Origin of the sequence: Streptococcus pluranimalium, from assembly GCF_047785705.1 — a bacterium.
Lineage (GTDB): Bacteria > Bacillota > Bacilli > Lactobacillales > Streptococcaceae > Streptococcus > Streptococcus pluranimalium_A.
On sequence record NZ_JBLOJV010000016.1, the window covers coordinates 16276 to 40038 of the forward strand.

The 23763-nt window shown below is 41.3% G+C and carries 19 protein-coding genes; 11 read left to right on the forward strand and 8 right to left on the reverse strand.

Going from position 1 to position 23763, the window contains the following annotated elements; translation table 11 throughout:
• The first annotated feature begins 29 nt into the window (after positions 1 to 29).
• The 4 genes from cdaA to ACMZ6Z_RS05430 all read left to right on the forward strand — a co-directional run bounded on the left by cdaA (position 30) and on the right by ACMZ6Z_RS05430 (position 4199).
• Positions 30 to 887, forward strand: coding sequence for a diadenylate cyclase CdaA (cdaA, locus tag ACMZ6Z_RS05415; protein WP_416131589.1), 858 nt, complete (start codon positions 30 to 32; stop codon positions 885 to 887).
• Positions 881 to 1840, forward strand: a complete 960-nt coding sequence (locus ACMZ6Z_RS05420) for a YbbR-like domain-containing protein (RefSeq protein WP_416131590.1) — start codon at positions 881 to 883, stop codon at positions 1838 to 1840. The genes cdaA and ACMZ6Z_RS05420 overlap by 7 nt, the downstream gene beginning before the upstream one ends.
• A gap of 139 nt (positions 1841 to 1979) precedes the next feature.
• Positions 1980 to 3332 carry a phosphoglucosamine mutase gene (gene glmM, locus ACMZ6Z_RS05425; protein ID WP_416131591.1) on the forward strand — a complete coding sequence of 451 codons (1353 nt, stop codon included), beginning with the start codon at positions 1980 to 1982 and terminating at the stop codon, positions 3330 to 3332.
• Positions 3333 to 3470: 138 nt separating this feature from the next.
• Positions 3471 to 4199 carry a pseudouridine synthase gene (locus tag ACMZ6Z_RS05430; RefSeq protein ID WP_416131592.1) on the forward strand — a complete coding sequence of 243 codons (729 nt, stop codon included), beginning with the start codon at positions 3471 to 3473 and terminating at the stop codon, positions 4197 to 4199.
• 214 nt (positions 4200 to 4413) lie between these two features.
• Here ACMZ6Z_RS05430 and ACMZ6Z_RS05435 read toward each other — a convergent pair whose 3' ends face one another.
• Entirely contained in the window at positions 4414 to 5655 is a 1242-nt protein-coding gene (locus tag ACMZ6Z_RS05435; protein ID WP_416131593.1) for an aminopeptidase, read from the reverse strand.
• Between the two features lie 162 nt (positions 5656 to 5817).
• Here ACMZ6Z_RS05435 and ACMZ6Z_RS05440 point away from each other — a divergent pair, with 162 nt between their 5' ends.
• The 3 genes from ACMZ6Z_RS05440 to ACMZ6Z_RS05450 all read left to right on the forward strand — a co-directional run bounded on the left by ACMZ6Z_RS05440 (position 5818) and on the right by ACMZ6Z_RS05450 (position 7620).
• Positions 5818 to 5949 carry a DUF4044 domain-containing protein gene (locus ACMZ6Z_RS05440; protein ID WP_416131594.1) on the forward strand — a complete coding sequence of 44 codons (132 nt, stop codon included), beginning with the start codon at positions 5818 to 5820 and terminating at the stop codon, positions 5947 to 5949.
• Positions 5950 to 5994: 45 nt separating this feature from the next.
• A complete protein-coding gene (gene obgE / locus ACMZ6Z_RS05445) occupies positions 5995 to 7308 on the forward strand; it encodes a GTPase ObgE (RefSeq protein ID WP_416131595.1) in 1314 nt (437 codons plus the stop codon).
• 147 nt (positions 7309 to 7455) lie between these two features.
• Positions 7456 to 7620: a hypothetical protein gene (locus ACMZ6Z_RS05450; RefSeq protein WP_416131596.1), complete on the forward strand. Its 165-nt coding sequence runs from the start codon at positions 7456 to 7458 to the stop codon at positions 7618 to 7620.
• Positions 7621 to 7690: 70 nt separating this feature from the next.
• Here ACMZ6Z_RS05450 and ACMZ6Z_RS05455 read toward each other — a convergent pair whose 3' ends face one another.
• From ACMZ6Z_RS05455 to ACMZ6Z_RS05470, 4 genes are all read right to left on the reverse strand, one after another.
• A complete protein-coding gene (locus ACMZ6Z_RS05455; protein WP_416131597.1) occupies positions 7691 to 9448 on the reverse strand; it encodes a glycerophosphoryl diester phosphodiesterase membrane domain-containing protein in 1758 nt (585 codons plus the stop codon).
• A gap of 64 nt (positions 9449 to 9512) precedes the next feature.
• Positions 9513 to 11018, reverse strand: coding sequence for an ATP-binding cassette domain-containing protein (locus ACMZ6Z_RS05460; protein ID WP_416131598.1), 1506 nt, complete (start codon positions 11016 to 11018; stop codon positions 9513 to 9515).
• Positions 11019 to 11487: 469 nt separating this feature from the next.
• Entirely contained in the window at positions 11488 to 12228 is a 741-nt protein-coding gene (locus ACMZ6Z_RS05465) for an amino acid ABC transporter ATP-binding protein (RefSeq protein ID WP_416131599.1), read from the reverse strand.
• Positions 12228 to 14408: an ABC transporter substrate-binding protein/permease gene (locus tag ACMZ6Z_RS05470; protein WP_416131600.1), complete on the reverse strand. Its 2181-nt coding sequence runs from the start codon at positions 14406 to 14408 to the stop codon at positions 12228 to 12230. The genes ACMZ6Z_RS05465 and ACMZ6Z_RS05470 overlap by 1 nt, the downstream gene beginning before the upstream one ends.
• A gap of 228 nt (positions 14409 to 14636) precedes the next feature.
• Here ACMZ6Z_RS05470 and ACMZ6Z_RS05475 point away from each other — a divergent pair, with 228 nt between their 5' ends.
• From ACMZ6Z_RS05475 to ACMZ6Z_RS05485, 3 genes are all read left to right on the forward strand, one after another.
• On the forward strand, positions 14637 to 15560 hold the full coding sequence (locus tag ACMZ6Z_RS05475) for a CPBP family intramembrane glutamic endopeptidase (protein ID WP_416131601.1): 924 nt from the start codon (positions 14637 to 14639) through the stop codon (positions 15558 to 15560).
• A 136-nt stretch (positions 15561 to 15696) separates the two neighbouring features.
• Positions 15697 to 17688: an excinuclease ABC subunit UvrB gene (uvrB, locus tag ACMZ6Z_RS05480; protein ID WP_416131602.1), complete on the forward strand. Its 1992-nt coding sequence runs from the start codon at positions 15697 to 15699 to the stop codon at positions 17686 to 17688.
• Positions 17689 to 17830: 142 nt separating this feature from the next.
• Complete coding sequence (locus ACMZ6Z_RS05485; RefSeq protein ID WP_416131603.1) at positions 17831 to 18442, forward strand: acetate uptake transporter; 612 nt, start codon at positions 17831 to 17833, stop codon at positions 18440 to 18442.
• 121 nt (positions 18443 to 18563) lie between these two features.
• Here ACMZ6Z_RS05485 and ACMZ6Z_RS05490 read toward each other — a convergent pair whose 3' ends face one another.
• The 3 genes from ACMZ6Z_RS05490 to ACMZ6Z_RS05500 all read right to left on the reverse strand — a co-directional run bounded on the left by ACMZ6Z_RS05490 (position 18564) and on the right by ACMZ6Z_RS05500 (position 22224).
• Positions 18564 to 19400, reverse strand: coding sequence for a sugar ABC transporter permease (locus ACMZ6Z_RS05490; RefSeq protein WP_416131604.1), 837 nt, complete (start codon positions 19398 to 19400; stop codon positions 18564 to 18566).
• Entirely contained in the window at positions 19400 to 20761 is a 1362-nt protein-coding gene (locus ACMZ6Z_RS05495) for a carbohydrate ABC transporter permease (RefSeq protein ID WP_416131605.1), read from the reverse strand. Before ACMZ6Z_RS05495 ends, ACMZ6Z_RS05490 begins: the two co-directional genes overlap by 1 nt.
• A gap of 200 nt (positions 20762 to 20961) precedes the next feature.
• Positions 20962 to 22224, reverse strand: coding sequence for an extracellular solute-binding protein (locus ACMZ6Z_RS05500; protein WP_416131606.1), 1263 nt, complete (start codon positions 22222 to 22224; stop codon positions 20962 to 20964).
• A gap of 226 nt (positions 22225 to 22450) precedes the next feature.
• Between ACMZ6Z_RS05500 and ACMZ6Z_RS05505 the strand changes: the two genes are divergently transcribed.
• Positions 22451 to 23473, forward strand: a complete 1023-nt coding sequence (locus tag ACMZ6Z_RS05505; protein WP_416131607.1) for a LacI family DNA-binding transcriptional regulator — start codon at positions 22451 to 22453, stop codon at positions 23471 to 23473.
• Positions 23474 to 23763: the final 290 nt, after the last annotated feature.

The following is a 23763-nucleotide window of genomic DNA, read 5'->3' on the forward strand; positions in this document are numbered from 1 at the left end:
AGACGAGGTTAACAAAGAGAGGTAGGCGTATGAGTTTCTTTTCCCAGTTTGATGCTAGATTTTGGCAGTCACTTGTTGATAACCCTTTGGTCATCTTGATAAATGTGTTTGATATTAGTATAGTGGCTTTCTTGATTTATCGATTTGTCAAGACTTTGGCGGGAACCAAGGTTATGTCTTTGGTTCAAGGGATTATTTTATTCTTTGTCCTAAAGTTAGTGGCTGAGTTTACAGGATTGACCACCATCACTTACTTGATGAACCAGGTTATCACTTATGGTGTGATTGCTGGTGTGGTGATTTTTGCCCCCGAAATCCGTTTAGGTTTAGAAAAATTTGGCAAAACAGCCCAACTCTTTACCGCATCATCGTCTACCTTGACGGATGAAGAACAATTAGTAGAAGCTCTAGCCACCTCGGTTGCCTATATGAGCCCACGTAAGATTGGTGCTTTGATCTCGATTCAAGGAACGCAAACCTTACGAGAGTATAGTAATACCGGTATTCCCTTAAATGCTACGGTTACCAGTCAGCTCTTGATCAATATTTTCATCCCCAATACACCCCTACATGATGGTGCTGTGATTATTAGAGGAAATAAGATTGAAGCAGCCTGCTGCTATCTCCCCTTAACGGAATCAACAGCCATTTCAAAAGAATTTGGGACAAGACACCGTGCCGCCATTGGTTTATCGGAAACGTCAGATGCCTTAACCCTTGTCGTCTCTGAAGAAACAGGTGGTGTCTCAATCACTCATAACGGTCGTTTTCAGCATGATTTAAGCAGCGAAGAACTTGAGCTAGCCTTGAAAGACATTCTGTTACCTGACGTTGTCAAAACACTAAGTTGGAAAGAACGCTTGCTTGGAAAGGAGACAAAATGCTAAAGAGATTTTTCAACAGACCGATCTTTTATAAGATGGTGTCTCTCTTTTTTGCCTTGCTTTTATTTTTCTCTGCCAAGACGATTTCTTACAATGCTTCTGGCACTCAGCTATCTCGAGTAACAGAAACCTACAGTCATACCTTGGAGAGTGTTCCTATTGATATCAAATACGATGCGGATAAGTATTTCATCAGTGGCTATTCCTACGAGGCAGAGGTTTATCTGACCTCAACCAATCGTGTCAAACTGGATTCTGAAATCAATGAAGATACCCGACGTTTTAAAGTGGTTGCTGACTTATCAGATGTCAAGGATGGGACAAGCAATGCCAAATTACAGGTGGTAGGACTGCCTAGTGAGATGAATGCCAGCGTTAATCCTAAGACGGTAGCAGTAACAATCGGGAAAAAAGCCAGCAAAACCTTTAACGTTAAGGCAACCATTCCAGAAGACCAAGTGGCGCATGGCTATCAGATTGCAAATGTCGCTATTGCCCTATCAGAGGTGACTGTCACCAGCAATGAGTCTACGCTAGAGCAAATTGATCATGTAGAGGCTGTTCTTCCTTCAGATAAGATTTTGAGCAGTGATTTTAGTGGTGCGGTTAATTTGCAGGCGGTTTCATCAGACGGTACGATCTTAGCTTCCATCGTTGATCCGGCTAAAACGCAGATTAAGGTTTCGGTCAAAAAATTAACCAAGGAAGTTCCTATTGACTTATCAGTCACTGGCGTGTTATCGGATAAATTGCTAAACATTGATTACAAGCTCAGTCAAGAGACCGTTACCATTTCTGGTACGCAGGAGGAACTTGATGCGATTAGCAGTGTCAAAGGCGTCGTAGATGTGACTGGAGTGCTTAAAGACATGTCAAAAACCGTCACCCTATCAGCATCGGATGTCACCATCCTGCCACAAACCATTACCGTAAAATTAACAACAACCCCCAAATAATACTTAACATGATAAAAGCTCCTTTGGGACATTCTTTAATGAGTTTTCAATCTCTTTTAAGCCTTACTTGGTCTTTGGATGTTTAGTAAAGCTTATTACAATTTAGAAAAAATGGAGGCGTGCGTAAGCACTAACAACTATGGGAAAATATTTTGGAACAGATGGCGTGCGCGGCGAAGCCAACCTAGAATTAACGCCAGAATTAGCCTTTAAATTGGGACGATTTGGTGGCTATGTTCTTAGCCAGCATGAAGATAATCGCCCCAAAGTCTTTGTGGCGCGTGATACGCGGATTTCAGGTGAGATGTTAGAGTCAGCCTTAGTGGCAGGTCTTCTTTCTGTAGGGATAGAAGTGTATCAGCTAGGTGTTCTAGCCACGCCAGGGGTCTCATACCTGGTCAGAACTGAGCATGCTAGTGCTGGCGTCATGATTTCTGCCAGCCACAATCCCGCTCAAGATAATGGCATTAAGTTTTTTGCCAGCGATGGATTCAAGTTGAGTGATGACCTAGAGGCTGAAATTGAAACCCTTTTAGATGCTGACGCAGACACTCTTCCTCGCCCTTCAGCGGAGGGCTTAGGAACCTTGGTGGCTTACCCAGAAGGACTTCGCAAATATGAGGCATTCTTGGTGTCGACAGGTATGGCTTTAGACGGTATGAAGGTTGCGCTTGATGCGGCTAATGGGGCAGCCCATCGCTCTGCTCGTCAAATCTTCTTGGATTTAGAGGCTGATATTTCAGTTCTTGGGGATCAGCCGGATGGTCTTAACATCAATGCAGGTGTTGGCTCAACGCACCCAGAAGCCCTTCAAGACTTGGTTAAAGAAACAGGTGCTGACATTGGTTTGGCTTTTGATGGTGATAGCGATCGTTTGATTGCTGTTGATGAAAAAGGCGACCTTGTTGATGGGGATAAAATCATGTATATCATTGGGAAATACATGGCTCAAAAAGGTCAACTAGCCCAAAACACCATTGTCACAACAGTCATGTCTAATTTGGGATTTCATAAAGCACTAGAGAGCCAAGGCATTGATAAGGTTGTGACAGCTGTTGGTGATCGCTACGTTGTTGAGACTATGCGTCAATCGGGCTACAACCTTGGGGGTGAACAATCTGGCCATGTGATTCTCATGGACTATAACACAACAGGTGATGGGCAACTAACAGCCATTCAGCTAACTAAAATCATGAAAGAAACAGGAAAATCCCTATCTGAGTTGGCTTCAGAGGTTAGGATTTACCCGCAGAAACTTGTTAATATTCGTGTTGATAATGCCATGAAAGACAAGAGCATGTCCGTCCCAGCAATCGCCGCTATTATCGCTAAGATGGAGGAAGAGATGGCTGGTAATGGTCGTATCTTAGTTCGTCCAAGTGGGACAGAGCCTCTCCTACGTATCATGGCAGAGGCTCCAACAGATGAAGCGGTGGACTATTACGTTGATACCATCGCAGCTGTGGTTCGTGCTGAAATTGGTCTTCGATAACAGAAGCCAAAGTCGTCAAATGACGGCTTTTTTGCTAGGCTAGTATTAGAGATTGTCAAAGAAGAATTGTCAAGAGTCAAAAAATCATGTCAGTTTATCAGTTATAATGGTTAAGACTGATGATAGGGGGAGAATGAGATGAGATTAGATAAATTTTTAGTGGAGGTTGGAGTTGGGTCACGGACAGTGGTTAAGAAGCTCCTTAGGCAAAAAAAGGTGACGGTCAATGCCAAAGTGGAGACCTCAGCCAAAATACTTATTGATCCAGACAAGGATGAGATTAGATATGATGGAACGTTATTAGTGTATCAAGCTTTTGTCTACTACATGCTCCATAAGCCAGCTGGTGTGATTTCAGCGACGCAGGATAAGAACCATCAAACGGTTCTGGATTGTCTAGATGACCAGGCAAGACAAAGAGGTGTTTTTCCAGTAGGGCGTCTGGATAGAGATACCGAGGGCTTGCTTTTATTAACCAACAATGGTCAGTTGGCTCATGCCATGCTATCTCCTAAAAAGCATGTGGACAAGGTTTACGAGGCGCATGTTTTGGGGATCATGACTAGGAGTGATCAGGAAGCTTTTGAGGCTGGTATCAAGCTAAGTGATCATGAGTGTCTGCCAGCACAGCTAGAGATTATAGCTGTGGATGAAGCAGAGCAAACAAGTCTCGTTAAGATTAGGATTCAAGAGGGGAAATTTCATCAAGTCAAGCGTATGGTCAAAGCCTGTGGTAAAGAGGTGACTTATCTGAAACGCTTAAGCATGGGTCCCTTATCGTTAGATCAAGCATTGGAAAAAGGCCAGTGGCGTCCCTTACAAGACCAGGAGATGAGGTCTTTGGAAGTCTTTGGTGTTTCCTTATAGTCAAAAAAACCCTCATTCACTTCTGGATGAGGGTTAAAGGCTTTTCAGAAAAGTCAGATTGTGGTGGTTGCGTGACGGCTGATAGACCACTGTTATAAAGTGAACAGTGGTTAGTCAAGGCTAGAAACTTGGGGCTATTAGCTCATCAGATTTTTGTAAATGACTGATTTTTCCATTGTTTTTTGATCATTATTTGAAGTTATTATGGGTGAGTTTAGAGTGCCCATTCACCACCACGGAAGATAGGAACAACTTCGCCATCTTTGGTAATGCCATCAATGTCCATTTGCTCAGAACCAATCATAAAGTCGACGTGGGCTGTTGAACGGTTTAGACCAGCCGCTTCTAACTCTTCATTAGTCATTTCAGTTCCACCTTGGATACTAAAAGCATAGGCTTGACCGATGGCCAAGTGATTTGACGCATTTTCATCAAAGAGAGTATTAAAGAAGGTTAATCCTGATAATGAGATTGGTGTTTTATGAGGAACAAGGGCTACTTCACCAAGAGATCTAGCACCGTCGCTTTCTTCGACCAAGCGTTTGATTGTTTCTTCGCCTTTTTTGGCTGTGACATTGACAATACGGCCCTTTTCAAAGGTAAAGGTCATGTCTTCAATAATGACACCAGCATAGCTTAATGGCTTGGTAGATGAGACATAACCATCTGCACGACGGTAGTCTGGAGCGGTGAAGACTTCTTCTGTTGGCATGTTGGCAATAAAGGCTTCGCCTTGGGCATTGATGCTGCCAGCTGCTTCCCAGAGGTGATTTTTAGGCATTCCGACAGTCAAGTCTGTACCCGGTGCTGTGTAGTGCAGTGCATCAAATTGATAGTGATTTAAAAGATCTGCCTTAGAGACGAGATTTGCTTGATGCTCATCCCAGGCCTTGATTGGATCATCTTCATAGACACGATTGAGTTTAAAAATGGTATCCCACAAGGCATCAACCTGTTCTTCCTCACTGGCTAAATCCGGGAAAACAAGGGCAGCCCATTCTTTTCCTGCAGCAGCAGCCAAATTCCAACTCACCTTATTGGCTTGTGTGGCTTCACGTTGTGCTGAAAGAGCAATAGCTTGAGCTTGTGTGGCTTTTGATAGGCGTTCCGGGTCAACTGAGGCAAAGACATTTGGATCTGATGAGCGAATGGCTAGGCGGCTAGCTTTTTTACCTAAAAGATAGTTTGACTTGGCAACGACATAATCAGCGACAGAGGTAACACGCTCTTCCTCGGCGTGTAAGAAGCGATCACGAGCGATTTTATCATCAACATAATCAACGAGAACCTCAGCGGCACCATACTGATAAGCAAATTTGGTTAACAATCGGGCGAAGGCTACCTGCTCAACATCAACTGAGATAGCTAGGGTGTGACCTTTTTGGACATTAACCCCTTTGGCAATAAGTAGTTCAGCGTATTTGGCTAAATTAGCTTGAAAATTAGGTAAAACCATAAATATCTCCTTTTTTACAATAGTAATCTTATTCTACCATAAATCTTCTGTAAAGGCATCTGATTCTTGATTGCTCATGCTACTTATGGCTTGTAATAGTTGCTATCTTTTAGAATTCATGGTATTATCTTAGATGAAAAATGACTAGAAGAGGTAGTAACATTGGCATTTGGTGATAATGGTCCACGTAAAAAAACACTATTTCAAAAAGTGACGATTGTCGTCGTCTTTTTGATGGTTATCATAACAGTAGCTGGTCTTGTCGTATCAGCATTGAGTTCGTTGGGTTGGTAAAAAAACGCTGAAAAGCGTTTTTTCTGATAAGAAAAGAGGAAGAAGATGAGTATGTTTTTAGATACGGCCAAAATTTCGGTCAAGGCTGGTCGTGGTGGCGATGGTATGGTTGCCTTTCGCCGTGAGAAGTATGTCCCAGATGGTGGTCCTTGGGGTGGTGATGGCGGTCGTGGTGGCAACGTCATTTTCGTGGTAGATGAAGGACTTCGCACCCTTATGGATTTTCGGTACAACCGAAAGTTTAATGCTAAAGCTGGTGAAAAAGGCATGACCAAAGGAATGCATGGCAAAGGGGCACAAGACCTCTATGTCAAAGTTCCCCAAGGAACGACGGTTCGTGATGCTGAAACTGGAAAAGTCTTAACCGATTTAATCGAAAATGGGCAAACCTTTGTTGTCGCTCGTGGTGGTCGTGGTGGTCGTGGTAATATACGATTTGCGACTCCTCGAAATCCTGCACCAGAGATCGCTGAAAATGGTGAACCCGGTGAGGAGCGTCAACTGGAGTTGGAACTAAAAATCCTAGCTGATGTAGGGCTGGTTGGTTTTCCATCTGTTGGTAAATCCACACTGCTAAGCGTAGTCTCAGCTGCCAAGCCTAAGATTGGCGCTTATCATTTTACAACTATTGTTCCAAATATCGGAATGGTACGCACCAAGTCAGGTGATAACTTTGTCATGGCTGACCTTCCAGGATTGATCGAAGGAGCCCATCAAGGCGTCGGTCTTGGAACACAATTTTTACGCCATATTGAGCGTACCCGTGTTATTTTGCATGTGATTGACATGTCAGCTAGCGAGGGTCGTGATCCGTTTGAGGATTATCAAACTATCAATAATGAGCTTGAGTCTTATAACCTGCGTTTGATGGAGCGTCCTCAGATTATTGTGGCTAACAAAATGGACATGCCAGAAGCAGAGGAAAATCTAAAGGCTTTCAAAGAACAGTTAGCAAAAGCATACGATGAATTTGAAGAATTGCCAATGATTTTTCCAGTCTCAGGGATTGCCCACCAAGGCTTGGAAAGTCTGCTTGAAGCCACGTCTGAACTCTTGGATAAGACAGATGAGTTCTTACTCTATGACGAGTCTGACATGCAAGAAGATGAGATCTACTACGGCTTCAATCCAGATGAGCGTCCATTTGAGATTTCACGTGATGATGATGCGACTTGGGTTCTTTCAGGTGAGAAGTTAGAGAAACTCTTTGTCATGACTAACCTTGAACGTGATGAATCCCTCATGAAATTTGCCCGTCAATTGCGTGGTATGGGAGTTGATGAGGCCCTGCGCCAACGTGGTGCCAAAGATGGCGATAGTGTTCGCATTGGTAACTTTGAATTTGAGTTTGTAGATTAGGATACAAAGGCCGTTAAACTTTTACTGAAAAAAATCTATCTTTTTTGAACAGAACCTAGATCGTGTTTAACTTGATTAACGAAGGCAAGTTTCAACTCGTATGCTACCCCAAATTGAGTAAACGCATAAGACAGAAAGGAATTGACCATGGGAGACAAGCCCATATCTTTTAAAGATAAGGACGGTAAGTTTGTTTCGGCAGCCGATATCTGGACAGCAGAGAAGTTGGAGGAGTTGTTTAACACCCTCAACCCTAACCGACACTTACGTCTGGAGCGGGAGCGACAAGCACAGGAACAAGCAAATCCATAAGAAAAAGCATGACTGGTTGCCTATAGAGCCTGTCATGCTTTTTTAAGGTTTAAATTGTTAAAGCCTATCATTAATCTAAATCAAGTAGTCTTGTGAGTAGAGAGAAAAAGTCTTGATTAGTGACCAGATCATTTTGTTTAAGCCGTGCTTTAGTTGGGTAATCAGTGATAATGCCATCAACGGCTGATTGCAGATAGGTTTTTAATTTATCTTGATCATTGATGGTCCAGATATACAGTTTTTTTTGCCGATCATGAGCAAGTTTTGCGATATGATTGGTGTATGAAAATTCTTCAATGGCATAAAAATCAACATGATTTGAAGCAAAATCGCCAAATTGAAAGGTGATGACATGACCAGTTGTTAGATCCGGCCGCTTTTTCTCAATGCTTTCAATGAGATCTAAATCAAGAGACATGATTTGACTGCCTTGACTAAGGGAAAGGCTATCCAGTTCTTTTAGAAATAAGGGAGCATAATCCTCTTGTCCCTTACTTGTTTTTAGATCAATAAGTAAGGGCATCTTGAGCCGATTTGCTTCGGCTAGAAAGGTTTTGAAAGAGACGAGCTGACTGGTGTGACCATGCTGATGAAGTGTTAGACCAATAATATCACTCGCCTTGGACTGACTGACGGTGATGGCACGCTTACTCAAGCGTTTGAGATGATCATCATGAACCACAACAAACTGCTTGTCTTTGGTCATTAGGACATCCACTTCAACCATATTAGCCTTGGCTTTTTTGGAAGCCTGTAACCCCTCAATAGAATTTTCAACAGCTTTATTAACAAATCCTCGATGGGCAATGATCGCAATTTGATCAGGCTTGCCATTGCTTAGGAGATTGGCATGGTAAAGAAAAGCTCCGATAGCAATAGCACTGTTTAAGATTACAAGGCGTAACCAGCGGCTCTTTTTTCTTTTTGAGCTTGGATTGACTTGGACAATCTGAGTCTCTGTCTCAATATTGAGGACAAGATAGGAAATAGAGGCTAATTTGATAAGCAAGCTTGCCGCAAAAATAATGATCCAGACCAGGCTTAATAAGATGATTTGAACCAACCACTGCTTGTCATTAGGACTTGAAAAAACAAACGATAAGATCGCCAAAATAAGGCCTGACAGGCTAAAAGATACCAAGGTAATGGTAGCTGAGATCATCTCTAAGCCTAGCAAGGTCAACAAAGAGCGACCAGCGGTCATACGCCAGCTGGTTTTTAAATGCTCTGTAAAGTGCGTTTTCTGCTCAATAATGGTCAATGGCAGGGTATAAATCAGACGTAAGTTGAGGTAAAAAACGATGGCAAAGCCAATAACCAATCCCAGATGTCCCATATTGGACTTTTCAAGCTCCCCAGTGATAAAAGAGGGGATGTATAACCGCTCAAGCAGGGCTGATGAAAAGAAAAAACGAAGCACAGGAATGGTGAGTATCAGATAGGCCAAAAAAGAGAAAAAATGACGACCTCGGATACTAAAGAGAAAGTTTTTGAAATCAGCCTTAAAGCGTTTAAATTCTAGTTCTAAAGGCGTTTCCTTATAGCGTAGCATTTCGACCAAGAAAGAAAATTCTAAAAAAATCAAGAATGCTAGGACAAAAAGGTAAAGCATCAAGAGGCTAAAGGTCAGAGGATTCAAGAAAAAGCTGACCACATTATCTAAAGACAAACCAGGGTAGCCAGATGAGACCAGAATCCCCCGAAAGAGCCAAGATAACAGATAAGATCCTCCAATAGTGATGACCACTTGTAAAAAAGCAGTTCTTAGGCTATAAATGATAAAATGTTTGTAGATGTCATGTAAGATAGTAAGGAGTTTTTGAATCATAGGACACTTTCTGTTGATGTGATTATTCTATTTTATCAGAAAAGTATGTATTAGTGGGAAGGGATTACTTTAATCTCTGGAAGTTTTGAGGATTTAATTGATAAGCTATTTTGACACTTTCTTTAATATAGTATCTGTCATGAGAGACACTGATAATGGCTCCTGGATAGTTTTTAAACAGTTCTCGGATAATAGGTTGGCTAGTTGGAGAGAAGTGTCGTGTTGGTTCATCTAAGATAAGGATGTTGTTACCTGCTAGTACCATTTTGGCTAGGAAGACTTTAGCTTTTTGGCCACCTGATAATGCTGCTAGCGAATGAAGCATTTCATCGGAGGTAAACCGTAGACTTGCTAGAAGTGTTTTTACTGTTTCAGCTTCACTAACCTCTATTAAAAATTCAAGTGACGAAAGATTTACAGGCATTAGTTCCTCATAATGTTGTGGCATATAGCCAACAGATAAATCTTTTCTTTGTCTGGTTTCTGCTAAAATTTGTTTGAGTAATCGTGTTTTTCCGATACCATTTTTTCCTGTAATGGCTAGCTTATCTTGCCCACGTATCAGTAGATCAACTGTTTGTCCAGTTTCTAGTTGTTTTTGTTCCCAGTGGAGTAAAACTTTATTTGGAGGAAGCGGTGTGATTTCTGAAAAGAAAAGGTTGATTGCATCCATGTCTTGTGGGATTTCTGTAAAGTTTTCGGCTTCTTTTTCATAGCGTTTTTCTTGGGAAAGGATATTTTTAAGTTTTTTGGCGAGTAGCCGTCCAGCAACATCATTGTTAGTATGTCGAAGTTGATGTTCAACGCTTTGGTGGATGCGATGGCTTCGAGCCATACGGTTTTGGTGTTCCTCGCGTTCCTTCTTGGCGCGTTGTAGCTGGCGGTCATAAGTCTCTCCACGATTTTGCTTATAATCCTGATAGCTGCCATGAAAATAGCTGGCACGTGGTGTCGTGCGTTTCTTCAACAATTCCAGATGGAGAATGGCAGTAGCGGTGTTTTCAAGAAAGGTTTCGTCATGTGAAATAAAAATAATGGTTTTATCAGATTGAGCAATAAAGGCTTCTAACCAACTCAAACTATCCAAGTCTAAATCACTGGATGGTTCATCTAAAATCAATAAATCTGGATCTTGAGCCAAGAGTTTTAGCAGTTGTATTTTTATTTTTTCACCACCAGATAAACTATTCATGGTTTGATGGTTGGTTTCGAACCTTTCGATATTGATATGGAAATGGTTAGCTAATTTGTAAAATAAAGAAAAATCGAAAAGACGATAGTCAATGTCTTGATAGATAAAATCCGTCACCAACTGTTCCAGTTGAATGACTGAAAGGCTTTGTGGCAAATAAGCCGTATGATGAAAGTGATTGATAACCTTTCCTTTAATGTCTAAGTAATCTGAAATCATATCAAAATCAACAATGGCTTTGATGAGGCTTGATTTTCCCGTCCCTTCCTCGCCGATAATGGCTAATTTATCACCCTTATTGACAACTAAACTTAGATTTTTAGTCAAATCTTGTAGATCTTTTTGGTGAGTCAGTGTTAAATCTTGAATGTGTAACATAAATACCTCCTTGAACATATTAAAAACTCCCTACTTTATCAAGTAGAGAGTTTGGGTATGCAAAGAGACCTGCAAATATAACAGACAGGAATAAAAGAGCATACTAAAAAACAAAACTTGATAAAGGTATCCTATTTTGTCTTTTAGTGAATCATGTGCTCCTTACCTCCAAATAATATTAAATCAATCATAACACAATTTGAAATCGCGGTCAATTTTGAACCGATAGACTTAATGGATTTATGGAACACATTATTATCATTGAAACCTTGGATTTAGGTAAGAATTTTTGGGTTTTATAAAAGGCTTTTCCCAGACTAGCCGTCCTAAACTCCTAAACTTTATGAAGCTTTATCCGAAAAAGACATGGTACCAATTCAAAAGCAGGGAAGAAACAGAACTATTTTTAAAGATCATCAAAAAATCATTCAAGTCATAGACCTGAATGATTTTTGATTATTATTGAAAATTAATGACTAAGTACCTTATCAAGGAAGTCTTTAAGTCGTGGGTGTTGTGGGTTATCAAAGATTTGCTCTGGTGTTCCATCTTCGATAAATTCGCCACCGTCGGTAAAGATAACACGGTTGGCGACTTGACGAGCAAAGCCCATCTCATGGGTAACAATCAACATGGTCATGCCTTGCTCAGCTAGGTCTTTCATAACATTGAGGACATCGCCGACCATTTCAGGGTCAAGAGCAGATGTTGGCTCATCAAAGAGCATAATGTCAGGATTCATAGCCAAGGAACGAGCAATGGCGACACGCTGTTTTTGCCCACCAGATAAGCTACCAGGCAGTGCATCACGTTTTTCAGCCAATCCGACTTTTTCAAGGAGTTCCATCCCTTGTTTTTCAGCCTCAGCTTTACTTAATTTGCCAAGTTCAACGGGGGCAAACATGACATTATCAAGAACGGTCATGTGCGGAAAAAGATTGAAATGCTGGAATACCATCCCAATATTTTCACGTGCTTTATCAATATTAGTCTTTGGATCTGACAATTCAAAACCATCAACGACAACCTTACCACTGGTAATGCTTTCTAACAGATTGAGTGTGCGAAGGAAGGTTGATTTTCCAGAACCAGAAGGTCCAATGATACAAACCACGTCCCCTTCGTAAAATTGAGCAGTGATGCCTTTTAGGACTTGGTTGTCACCGTAGGATTTGTGCAAATCTTGGATATCAATTTTTAATTCTGCCATTATTTAAGCCTCTTTTCTAAACGTTTTGCTAACTTGGTCAATAAGGTGATGATAAGGAGGTAGATGATAGCAAGGATCGCATACATACGGAAAGATTGGTAGTTACGAGCGATGATGATTTTCCCTGTTTGGAATAATTCTACCAAACCGATGGCTGATACGATAGTGGTATCTTTTAATGAAATCACAAATTGGTTGACAAAGTTAGGGAGCATGAGTTTGACTGCCTGAGGTAAGACGATCTTACGCATGGTTGTTTGATAAGGAACACCGAGACTTCGACTGGCTTGCATCTGTCCACTAGGGACACCCTCAATACCACCACGCACAATCTCTGCAATATAAGCACCGCCATTTAAGGACAGAGCGATAGTAGCAGCGACAAAGTCATTGATAGGGGATTGTTTGCCAGTGAGGCTCTCAATAAAGTTTGGAATTCCCCAGAAGATAAAAGCAGCGACAATCATCAAAGGAATACCACGCACAACATCCACAAAAACAGATGATACCATACGAAGTGTCTTGCTTGGCGCAACTGCCATGAGACCAAAGATAATACCGATCACAATCGCAATCGCAAACGAAATCAGTGTTAGCCCAAGGGTAGTGCCAAGTCCAGAAATTAATTGCTTGTAGTTGTTACTAAGAAGGCCCGCGATAGTGGTTTCATCAATGGTTTTTTCGCCCTTGTTTTCAGCAGATGCAGAGGTTGCCAAGTATTTTTGCACCAACTTGTTATAACTACCATCTGCTTTTAGAGCAGCCAAGCCATTATTGAACATCTCGATCAGTTCAGGATTGCTGCCTTTTTTTACCGCAAACCCAACTTGACCAGAAGGTTCTCCTGGGATTGGTGTTTCAAACTGTCTTCCTTGTTGGATAGCATAAGCCAGGACAGGCTCATCATCCATCAGTGCATCGATTGATCCAGAGTTTAAACTGTCATACATGGTCGATGCTTCATCAAAGGCTTTGAGGGTAAAGCCATAGTTATCTTTTTGGCTATCAAGGAAATCATAAGAAGAGGTTCCTGTTTTAGCCCCAACAGTTTTTCCTTTTAAGTCACTATAAGCAGCTAGCTTAGTGCCTTTTTTGACAGCAAGAATGATATTGGTTGTGTAGTAAGGGTCAGAAAAGTCAAAGATGCCTTTTCGTGCCTCAGTAATAGTCATACCAGCAATCGTTCCGTCAGCTTGACTGGATTGAACAGCGTTTAAGGCTGCGTCAAAACCAATATTATTGATGGTAATGTTAAACCCTTGCTGCTTAGCAATGGCTTTGATCAACTCCATATCAAACCCAACATAATGACCAGAATCATCTTGGTACTCAAAGGGAGCAAAGGAAGTGTCTGAAGCAATCACATAGAGCTCTTTTTGAGCGGTTGCCTTGGCTTTGGCATGACCAGTTGCGCTTAGCTTAGTAGTTGATGCGTCATCACCCAGCCATTTTGTCATGATTTTATCATAAGTGCCATCTTTTTTCATGTCAGCAAAGGCGTCATTGAAATCCTTGATCAGATACTCATTTTTGCTCCCTTTTTTGACAGCAAAGGCAAAACTTCCGATTTTTTCACCGTCCATGTTGATGGCATAGTGTTTGCCTTGTTTGATGGCAAATTGAACAACAGGTTCATCATCCATCGCGGCATCAATAGAACCAGAGTCCAAGCTATTGTTCATTAAGTCTCCGGTATCAAAGACTTTGACCTTATAACCGTATTTTTTCTGGTTCTTTTCTAGGAAAGTTTGGGAGGCTGTTCCGTTTTTAGCCCCAACGGTTTTTCCTTTTAACTGACGATAGTTTGACACATCATGGTCTTTTTTGGTGTAAAGCACAATCGCAGTGTCGTAATAAGTATCCGAAAAAGTAAAGACCTTTTGACGTGCTTCCGTAACAGAGGTACCAGCCATCAAGGCATCAGCTTGTCCAGCTTGCACGGCATTTAAGGCGGCATCAAATCCAGGGAAGGTCATGTTCATATCCCAGTTCTTGCGTTTGGCAACTTCATTGATAATATCAACGTCAATACCTTTATAAGTTTGGTCTGAATCTTTGAATTCAAAAGGTGCGTAAGCAGTATCAGATACAATGTTAATTGTATCACCACTGACATCACTACCGAAAACAAAGAAAACAGAAACAAACATTAGCAACAATAATCGTAATGTTGTTTTCATGTTGATCTCCTTTTATCAAAAATATAGCTTATTATAGCAAAACTTTTGATCTAGGGCAATCTTTTTTTTGAAAATCATGTTATAAAATCTAACATATTATTGAGTGTTTTGTTGACTAATTATTAAAAATTGCAACTTAACTTAGAAAAGCACTTTAAAAATGACATTAAAAGGAAATGATACTATAATCATTTCCTAAACTAAAAAAAGCGAGGTTATCACTTTAAAATGAACTTTAAACATATCTTAACCCATCATTTCGAGCGCTATCGCAAATGGCCGACTTGGGCCTTGGTGCTTCTTGGCTGTGGTTTGGTGGAGTGCTTCTTTATAGCAGGAGGGTTTCTCTTTGAGCTTGCGAGGCTATTGTTCCTTGTCCTTGGGATTTTAACCATAGGCCAATCGCCACTCCTTGATACGATTGCTAACTCCTTACATGTCGAATTATTAGCTTTTGCTTTTACTGCAGGTCTGCTTTTTGCTTGGGTAAAATGGGTTGAAAAACGTCCCTTGATCACTCTTGGTTTTTATAAAGACAATCGTTTTCGAGAGTTACTTCTAGGGTTTGGAGTTGGTGCACTGCAGTTCAGCCTATCTCTCTTAGTTGTCTTTCTACTAGGCGGCAGTCAATTTAAGGGAGTCGACTTTTCAAGTACCTCACTCTTGTTTGTCCTTTCTATTATTCCTTTCTGGATGATTCAAGGAGGTACAGAAGAATTACTAACCAGAGCTTGGTTACTCCCTCTAATCAACAGTCGCTTAGGCATTGCTATAGCCATCGGTATCTCTAGTTTCCTCTTTGGCTTGATGCACATGGGAAATGATCACATCACCATTTTTGCCTTCCTAGACTTACTCTTATCTGGTATTGGCTTAGCCTTATTCATGCTATATCGTGATAATATTTGGAGTGTTATGGGACTACATGCTTCTTGGAATTTTGTTCAAGGGAATATTTACGGTATTGAAGTATCAGGGAGTGATGCCAGTGCCTCTCTCTTTCGCTTTGCTAGTAATCCTCAAGCACCAACCTGGCTATCAGGAGGGCATTTTGGGATCGAAGGAAGTCTGATTACCTGCTTGGTTGAGATTGCTTTTATCATCGTCATTCTTTACCTCATGAAAAAACAAAAAGCAGATAAACACAACTAAAACTTTGAGAGGTTGGAACAAGCGTTCTAGCCTTTTTGATTTCCAATGATTTTGATGATGACAATAATACTGACAACCTCTTTTTGTTGAAACATTTTACTGAGCAAAACCCAAAATGCTGTGCTAAAATAGAAACATGATAGATAGACAAGAGCATAATACCTTTAAATTAGTATCTAAATATTCCCCTTCTGGTGATCAACCCCAAGCGATTGAAGCCTTAGTTGACAATATAGAGGGTGGCGAAAAATCGCAGATTTTACTCGGAGCAACAGGGACAGGTAAGACCTATACCATGAGTCAGGTGATTAGTCGTGTTAATAAACCTACCTTGGTCATCGCCCATAACAAGACACTAGCCGGTCAGCTATATGGTGAGTTTAAAGAATTTTTTCCAGATAATGCCGTGGAATATTTTGTATCATACTATGACTACTACCAGCCAGAAGCCTATGTGCCCTCATCTGACACTTATATCGAGAAGGATTCGTCGGTTAATGATGAGATTGATAAATTAAGGCACTCAGCCACATCAGCGCTTTTAGAGCGAAACGATGTTATCGTTGTCGCCTCCGTTTCTTGCATCTATGGTTTGGGTTCTCCTAAAGAATATGCTGATTCAGCCGTATCGCTAAGACCAGGTCAGGAGATGTCACGAGATCAACTGCTCAATCAATTAGTTGATATTCAGTTTGAGCGCAATGACATTGACTTTCAGCGAGGGCGTTTTCGTGTTCGCGGTGATGTGGTGGAAATTTTCCCAGCCTCCAGAGACCAGCATGCCTTTCGGATCGAATTTTTTGGAGATGAGATTGATCGTATCCGTGAAATAGAGAGTCTGACGGGAAAAAGTCTTGGTGATGTCGAGCACTTGGTGCTCTTTCCTGCGACTCACTTTGTGACCAATGAAGAGCATATGGAGCAGTCCATTGCCAAGATTCAAGCCGAACTTGAGCAGCAGCTCCAGATCTTTGAAGCAGAAGGGAAACTCTTAGAAGCCCAACGTCTTAAACAAAGAACAGAGTATGACATCGAAATGCTTAGGGAAATGGGCTACACCAACGGTGTTGAAAATTATTCCCGTCACATGGATGGTCGAAGTGAAGGAGAGCCACCCTATACCTTACTGGATTTCTTTCCCAAAGATTTTTTAATCATGATTGACGAGAGTCACATGACCATGGGACAGATCAAGGGCATGTATAATGGTGACCGTTCCCGTAAACAAATGCTGGTTGATTACGGCTTTCGACTGCCATCAGCACTGGATAATCGTCCCCTTCGTCGTGAGGAGTTTGAAAGCCATATTCATCAGATTGTCTACGTATCAGCGACGCCAGGTGATTATGAACAAGAACAAACAGACACAGTGATCGAGCAGATCATTCGACCAACAGGTCTTTTAGATCCAGAAATTGATGTCCGCCCAACCATGGGACAAATGGATGATCTCTTGGAGGAAATCACCATTCGCTCTGAAAAAGGAGAGCGAACTTTCGTGACAACCTTGACTAAGAAGATGGCAGAAGATCTGACAGATTATCTCAAAGAAATGGGTGTCAAAGTCAAGTACATGCACTCAGATATCAAGACCTTGGAGCGAACCGAGATTATCCGTGACCTGCGTCTAGGTCTATTTGATGTTCTCATCGGAATCAACCTGCTTCGTGAAGGGATTGACGTGCCAGAAGTTAGCCTGGTAGCGATTTTGGATGCTGATAAGGAAGGATTTCTTCGAAACGAGCGTGGCCTTATCCAAACCATCGGCCGTGCAGCTCGTAACTCAGAAGGACACGTCATCATGTATGCCGATAAAATCACTGACTCCATGCAGCGCGCCATGGATGAAACGGCTCGTCGTCGTCAGATCCAGATCGCTTACAATGATAAGCACGGCATCGTACCACAAACAATCAAGAAAGACATTCGTGACTTGATTGGAATTTCTAAGGCTTCTGATACAGAAGTGGCTGAAGAAACAGTTGATTACACAGCTATGAACAAGTCAGAACGTCAAGAAGCTATTAAGAAACTACAAAACCAAATGCAAGAAGCAGCGGAATTACTAGACTTTGAATTAGCTGCGCAAATACGAGACCTCGTCTTAGAATTAAAAGCTATGGCGTAAATAAAGCATTCAGTGGTTAAATGTTTTGTTGTTAGTCGCTATTTTTGATATACTGATACTGTCTCAAATCAGAGAAAAGGGGTTAGCTTATCTAGCTCTTTTTCCATGGTTTTAAGATAGAAAAAATTTTTTAGGAGTTCACATGTCTGAACAAAAAACAATTAAAATCGCTAATGCCGATCCGTCAGCTTTGGGCTTGTTTGGTTTAGCAATCGTTACCCTTGTGGCGTCTTCTCAAAAGCTTGGTTTGACATCTGGTACATCGTTGGTCATTCCTTGGGCTATTTTCCTTGGTGCTTTTGCACAGTTATTTGCCTGTATTCATGATTCAAAACGCCAGAATCTTTTTGGCACAACAGCTTTTGGTAGTTATGCCTTGTTTTGGTTTGGCGTTGCCTTGACTTGGTTGATTCAAAATGGTGTTTTTGGTCAAAAAATGGCTGAAGCAGCTGATGTTAAACAACTTGGATTTGCCTTTTTGGGCTACTTGATTTTTACGCTAGTCATGACCGTAGCCTCTACTGAAACCAACAAAGTGCTTTTTATCATCTTTGTGTTGATTGATTTGCTTTTTGTTGGCTTAACCCTATCAACCTTGGGGGTAGCAGTACACAGTATGCACCTTTTAGCAGCTTACTCAGAGTTAGCCATCGCTCTAGTCTCTTTTTATGGCTTTGCAGGCAATATCCTCAATGGGCATTTTGGCTATACCTTCCTTCCAATGGGAAAACCATTTGGCATCTTTAAAAAATAAGATTTGAAAGACTGCTCGGCAGTCTTTTTGAGTAAATGCTTAAAAATAGTTATTTTTCGGATACATCAAAAACCCAGTCCTTTCATCAAGCGACTGGATTTTTTGAATATTATAGTGATGTTTATTTAACCGATCCACCAGTAATGCCTTCAACATAGTATTTTTGCATAAAGATGAAGAGAAGGGTGATGGGAAGGGCGATGAGAACAGATCCTGCGGTAAAGGACATAAACCAGTTGTTAATGGTATCAGGCTGCAACATAGAAAAGAGTCCGATAGCAACCGTGTATTTGTTTGTCGCGTCTCCAAGGATGACTTGTGCGAAGATAAAGTCCATCCATGGTCCAATAAAGGCCATTAAGGCAGTGTAGACAATGATCGGTTTTGATAAAGGCAAGGTTATTTTAAAGAAAATATCCTTACGTGTTGCTCCATCAATCATTGCTGACTCATCCAATGAGTAGGGAATGATATCAAAGAAACCTTTAGCGATGTAAAAGCCAAGTGCAGCTCCTGATGAATACACCAAAACTAAGGCGATTAAGGACTGTGTCAAATTGAGAGCTTTTAAAATGTAGTAAACAGCAATCATGCTCATGAAACCAGGGAACATGTTAAGAATCAGTGCTAATTTCAAGAAGCCATTACGGAATTTGAACTTAATCCGACTGAGTGAGTAGGCCATAGCAACCGTGATAAAGGTTGAAATGACACAAGTAGCAACAGCCACGAATAAGGTATTGATAAACCAGCGACCAAATGGAAAGGAATCATTGGTAAAGAGGTTGATGTAATTATCCAAGGTCCATGTTTTGGGGATGAAGTAATTGACATAGGCTGTTCCCTCACCACGCAAACTGGTTAGGATTACCCAAGCGATCGGAAAGAGCCAGATGAGTGAGAGCACGATAAGCAAGGTATAGACAAACCCTAATTGCATGTGACGTTTTGATTTCATTATTTAGCAACTCCTTCCTTGTATGATGAGGTTCGTGTATAAGCCAAGAGGCTAAAGCCTGCTGAGAGGACAAAGATTAAGATACCGATAACGGAAGCTAGATTGTAGTCAGCAGCAGTGACGGTTAATTTATAGAGCCAGGTCACCAAGAGATCGGTTGATCCTGCTTGGTAGAATTGCGAGTTAACAGGTCCACCACCAGTCAATAGGAAAATCACATTAAAGTTATTGATGTTACCAATAAACTGCTGGATCAAGGTTGGTGTCATGATCAAGAGGATTTGTGGGAAAGTAATGGATTTAAAGATTTGGAACTTACTTGCCCCATCAATCTCAGCAGCCTCGATTTGTTCTTGTGGCAGGTTCATGATGATACCAGTTGCGACCAACATGGTTACTGGGATACCGACCCACATATTGACAAAGATGATTGAGAATTTAGCCCACAAGGGATCAGAGAGAAAGGGAAGTCCGCTTTTTATTAAGCCCAGATGTTGCAAAAGGACATTGAGAGGGCCTTCATCGTTTAGTAAATTTCGCATAATCAGCAGTGAGATGAATTGAGGGACTGCCATGGTAATGACAAAAATGGTACGCCACATTTTTTTAAACTTTAGTCCTTTGGTATTAATCAAGAGGGCAAGAAGAATCCCAAAGAAAAAGTTAGTGACTGTCGCAAAAACCGCCCAAATCAATGTCCATGACAAGACTGGGAAGAAAGTACCCGCCATGCGGCCAGTTAAGATATTACCAAAATTGGTCAAACCAACCCAATCAAACAGTGATTTAGGTGGCAAATGATGGTGATCATAGTTGGTGAAGGCTAAACTGATCATATAAAGCAAAGGCAAGATGGTAAAGAGCAAGACACCAATCATCGGAATAGCCATCAAGGTCATGTGGAAACGACCGTTTGATAGGGTGGCAACATCTTCTTTGAAGCTTGGAATCTTACCATGATCACGTTTAATCACGTAAAGATGGCGCGCACTCTTTAAGTTACACCAATAAATATAAGCAAAAACCAAACAGAAGATGATAGACGCTAATCCAAAGATAAGCATCAGCATAGAATTATCACCCTCAACAGCAACAGCTAACTTAATGCCATTGACTGTTTTGGTGGTCATGCCTTGCTCTTGCGTTCCAAGGGTTACAAGGCCAGTTAAGGCTGGAATGACTTGAGAAAAAAAGGCAATGAGAAAAACGATTTGACTGCCCAAGAACAAAAGGCCTTTGATGATTTGTTTGTTGGCCAGGTTAGCAAAGCCCATCACAATGGCTGATAGTTTAATATCCCATCCACCTTTGGAAAGCGCCTCAGAAACACTGACATCTTCATAAAAGAGGGACTTAGTCATAAATGGTCTCCTTAGTATAGGGTTGAATACCTCTTTTCAAGTAAATGGTTTATCTCTGACGTCTGTCTGATACCCTTTTGGATAAAACAGTGAGATAAGGGTGAGGTATTTTGATAAACATAAAAGGTGGAGTATTCTCACAACACGTATGTTGGAGTCAATCTCCACCTCCTAGGTTGACTGCACGAACTTAATTTAGATTATTTAGCATCAGCTAAGTCTTTGTCAAGTTGTTTTAGTTTGTTCAGGTAATCAGATTCTTTGATTTTACCATTGTAAGTGTCACTAAGTACAGCAGCAGTTTCAGTCCAGAATGCTGTCATTTGGCTAATCTTAGGCATTACGACAGTGTATTTGTCTGAAGATCCCATAGTAATGACTGTTTTAGCAAGTTGATTATTTTGAACCTCGTCAGAAGACTGAACCTCTTTGTTTGAAGGAACAATAGAGCGTTTTTTAAATTGATTTTCTTGGCTATCTTCATTGGTTAGGTATGAAGCCAATTTGTAGCTAGCTGCGATACGTTCGGCATCTCCACCTGCTGGTGCTTGGTTAACCGCGTAAAGTTTAACACCAAGAAAGGCTTTTTGTTGAACGTCAGTATCGCCAATCTTAACTGTAGGGTAAGGAGCAATGCCTAATTTATCCTCACCAACTGATTTTTTAGCTGTTTCATAGTCCCAAGGACCTGATTGGAAGGCAGCAACAGAGCCATCACCAAACTTAGACATGGTATTGTTGGCATCAACATTGACAAAACCTTTGTTGTCTTTTTGGCTAGCGATCCATTTTAGAACGCTGACACCAGCATCGTTACCCCAGTTTGTACCACTAGCGTCTTCACCGTTGTCTCCAAAAAGAGTGTTACCAACTGACATAAAGAGTGGTGCAATGTGGTAAGCGTTAACTTCCTTGAAGTTAGCACCGAAAGTAGCATTGTCAGTGATGCTTTCGTAAGACTTCACTTGGTCTTCTGACAGTTTTTCTTTGTTGTAGTAAAGTACTTGAGATTCAATACCAAATGGGAAAGCATAGGTTTTACCCTTATACTGTGCACCGGCAATGGCTTGGTCTGTAGCTTGCTCAGAAACCTCATTAGCATAGTTTTCTGGGATTTCTTGGATAGCACCAGACTCTACTAACTGACCTAGTTGGTCATGTGGTAGTGAGAAGACATCCGCCGCTGCTTGAGGGTCTTTTTTGATGTTTTCTTGAGCTTTAGGGTCTTCTGACTCGACTACCTCAACTTTAAAGCCAGATTCTTTTTCAAATGCTTCGACGACTTCTTTATAAGAGTCTTTAGAATCTGTAGGCACCCATAGTTTGAGTTGTTTAGCCCCAGAGGCTGTTTTGGCAGCATCATCAGAAGCTGATTTGTTGGCTGAATTGCCACATGCGACTAAGACACTTGAAAAAAGAGTGACCCCAGCACCGTAAATAAGTTTTTTTTGCCATGATTTCATAGCGATTTCCTCCTAAAGAAATTAATTACATCTCTATTATGCAATCGCTTGCAAAAAATGTCAAGTCTTTTTTGTCAAAAAAGTCAATTTTTTTCAACGATGCTTTTAAACCAGGAGATTTAAAGCATGATAAAGAGTATGATTGCGCTATTTTGCTTTCTAAAATATTGAAAAGGTGTTAGAAGTATTGTAAACTATAATAGAAAATGATTTAAGGAGATAGGTCATGGTTACGATCAAAGATGTCGCTGAAAGAGCAGGTGTAAACCCATCAACCGTCAGTCGTGTCTTAAAAGACAATCGCTCAATTTCGCAAAAAACCAAGGACAAGGTACGCAAAGCCATGACTGACTTGGGCTATGTGCCTAATGTCGCTGCCCAAATGTTGGCCAGTGGTTTGAGTCATGCTGTCGGTTTGGTCTTTCCACCTTTGGCAACATCGGATCGCTTAAGCGAACCCTTTTTCATGCGGATTTTGTCAACCATTACCCATCAAGCCAAGCTCAATGATTTTACCATCTCCATCGCAACAGGCACTTCTTTAGAGGATTTACTGGCGCAAGTCTCCTTGATGCACCAACAAAAACGAGTAGATGGTTTTATCATCCTATACTCTGACCAAGAAGATCCTATTCGCCATTACTTGCTTGACAATAAGATCCCTTTTGTAGTCTTAGGAGCGCCAGAAGGCAAGGAATCTCAGATCACCTATATCAACAACGACAATCAGCTCATGGGAAAAAAAGCGGTTTCTTATCTCTATGACAAGGGGCATCGCGCGATTGCCTTTGTCACGGATGACCAAAAGTCCAAGGTTACCAAAGAGCGTTTCAATGGCTATAAGGAAGCCATGATCCATTACAAGCTCCCTCATCAGTCTATGCTCTTATTTGACCCTTCTGACCCTAAAACTGTCGATGAGCTCATGACGGCTATCGAGGATGCGAAGCCGACTGCGCTAGTAGTGATCTCTGACCGTGTGACCATTCGCCTCATGCAGTTGCTGTCTTACTATGGTTTAAAGGTTCCTGACCACATATCGCTGATTACCTTTAATAATTCCATTTTTTCAACCTTAATTCACCCCTATCTGACAACCTTTGATATTCATCTGGACCAGCTAGGAGAAACAAGTTTCAAGCAGTTATTACGCATGATCAAGTCAAAACCATATGAAGAGGACAATCCTATTATTGTTCCCTTTACCCTGAAAGAAAGAGAGTCGGTTAGAAATATGACGAAAAAGTAGCTGGAAAGAAATTTGGCTACTTTTTTAGCGGATAGCAAGGCCAGCCCCCCCACACAACAACTAGAACCCCCTCTCAAGCAACCATCCTTTTACATGAAAGGATAAGCCAACCATCCCCCTCTCCATCGCCAGCCCCGCTGGCGATTTTTTGCTAGTCTCCCCTCACCAAAAGGTCAGATATACTCAGTAAAAAGCCTCCAAAACCCCGCCAAATCAAGCATAATACTTGACAAAAAAGGGGGGGGGGGGGGGGGGGGGGTAAAATAGAAGATGACACAAACTATACTTTT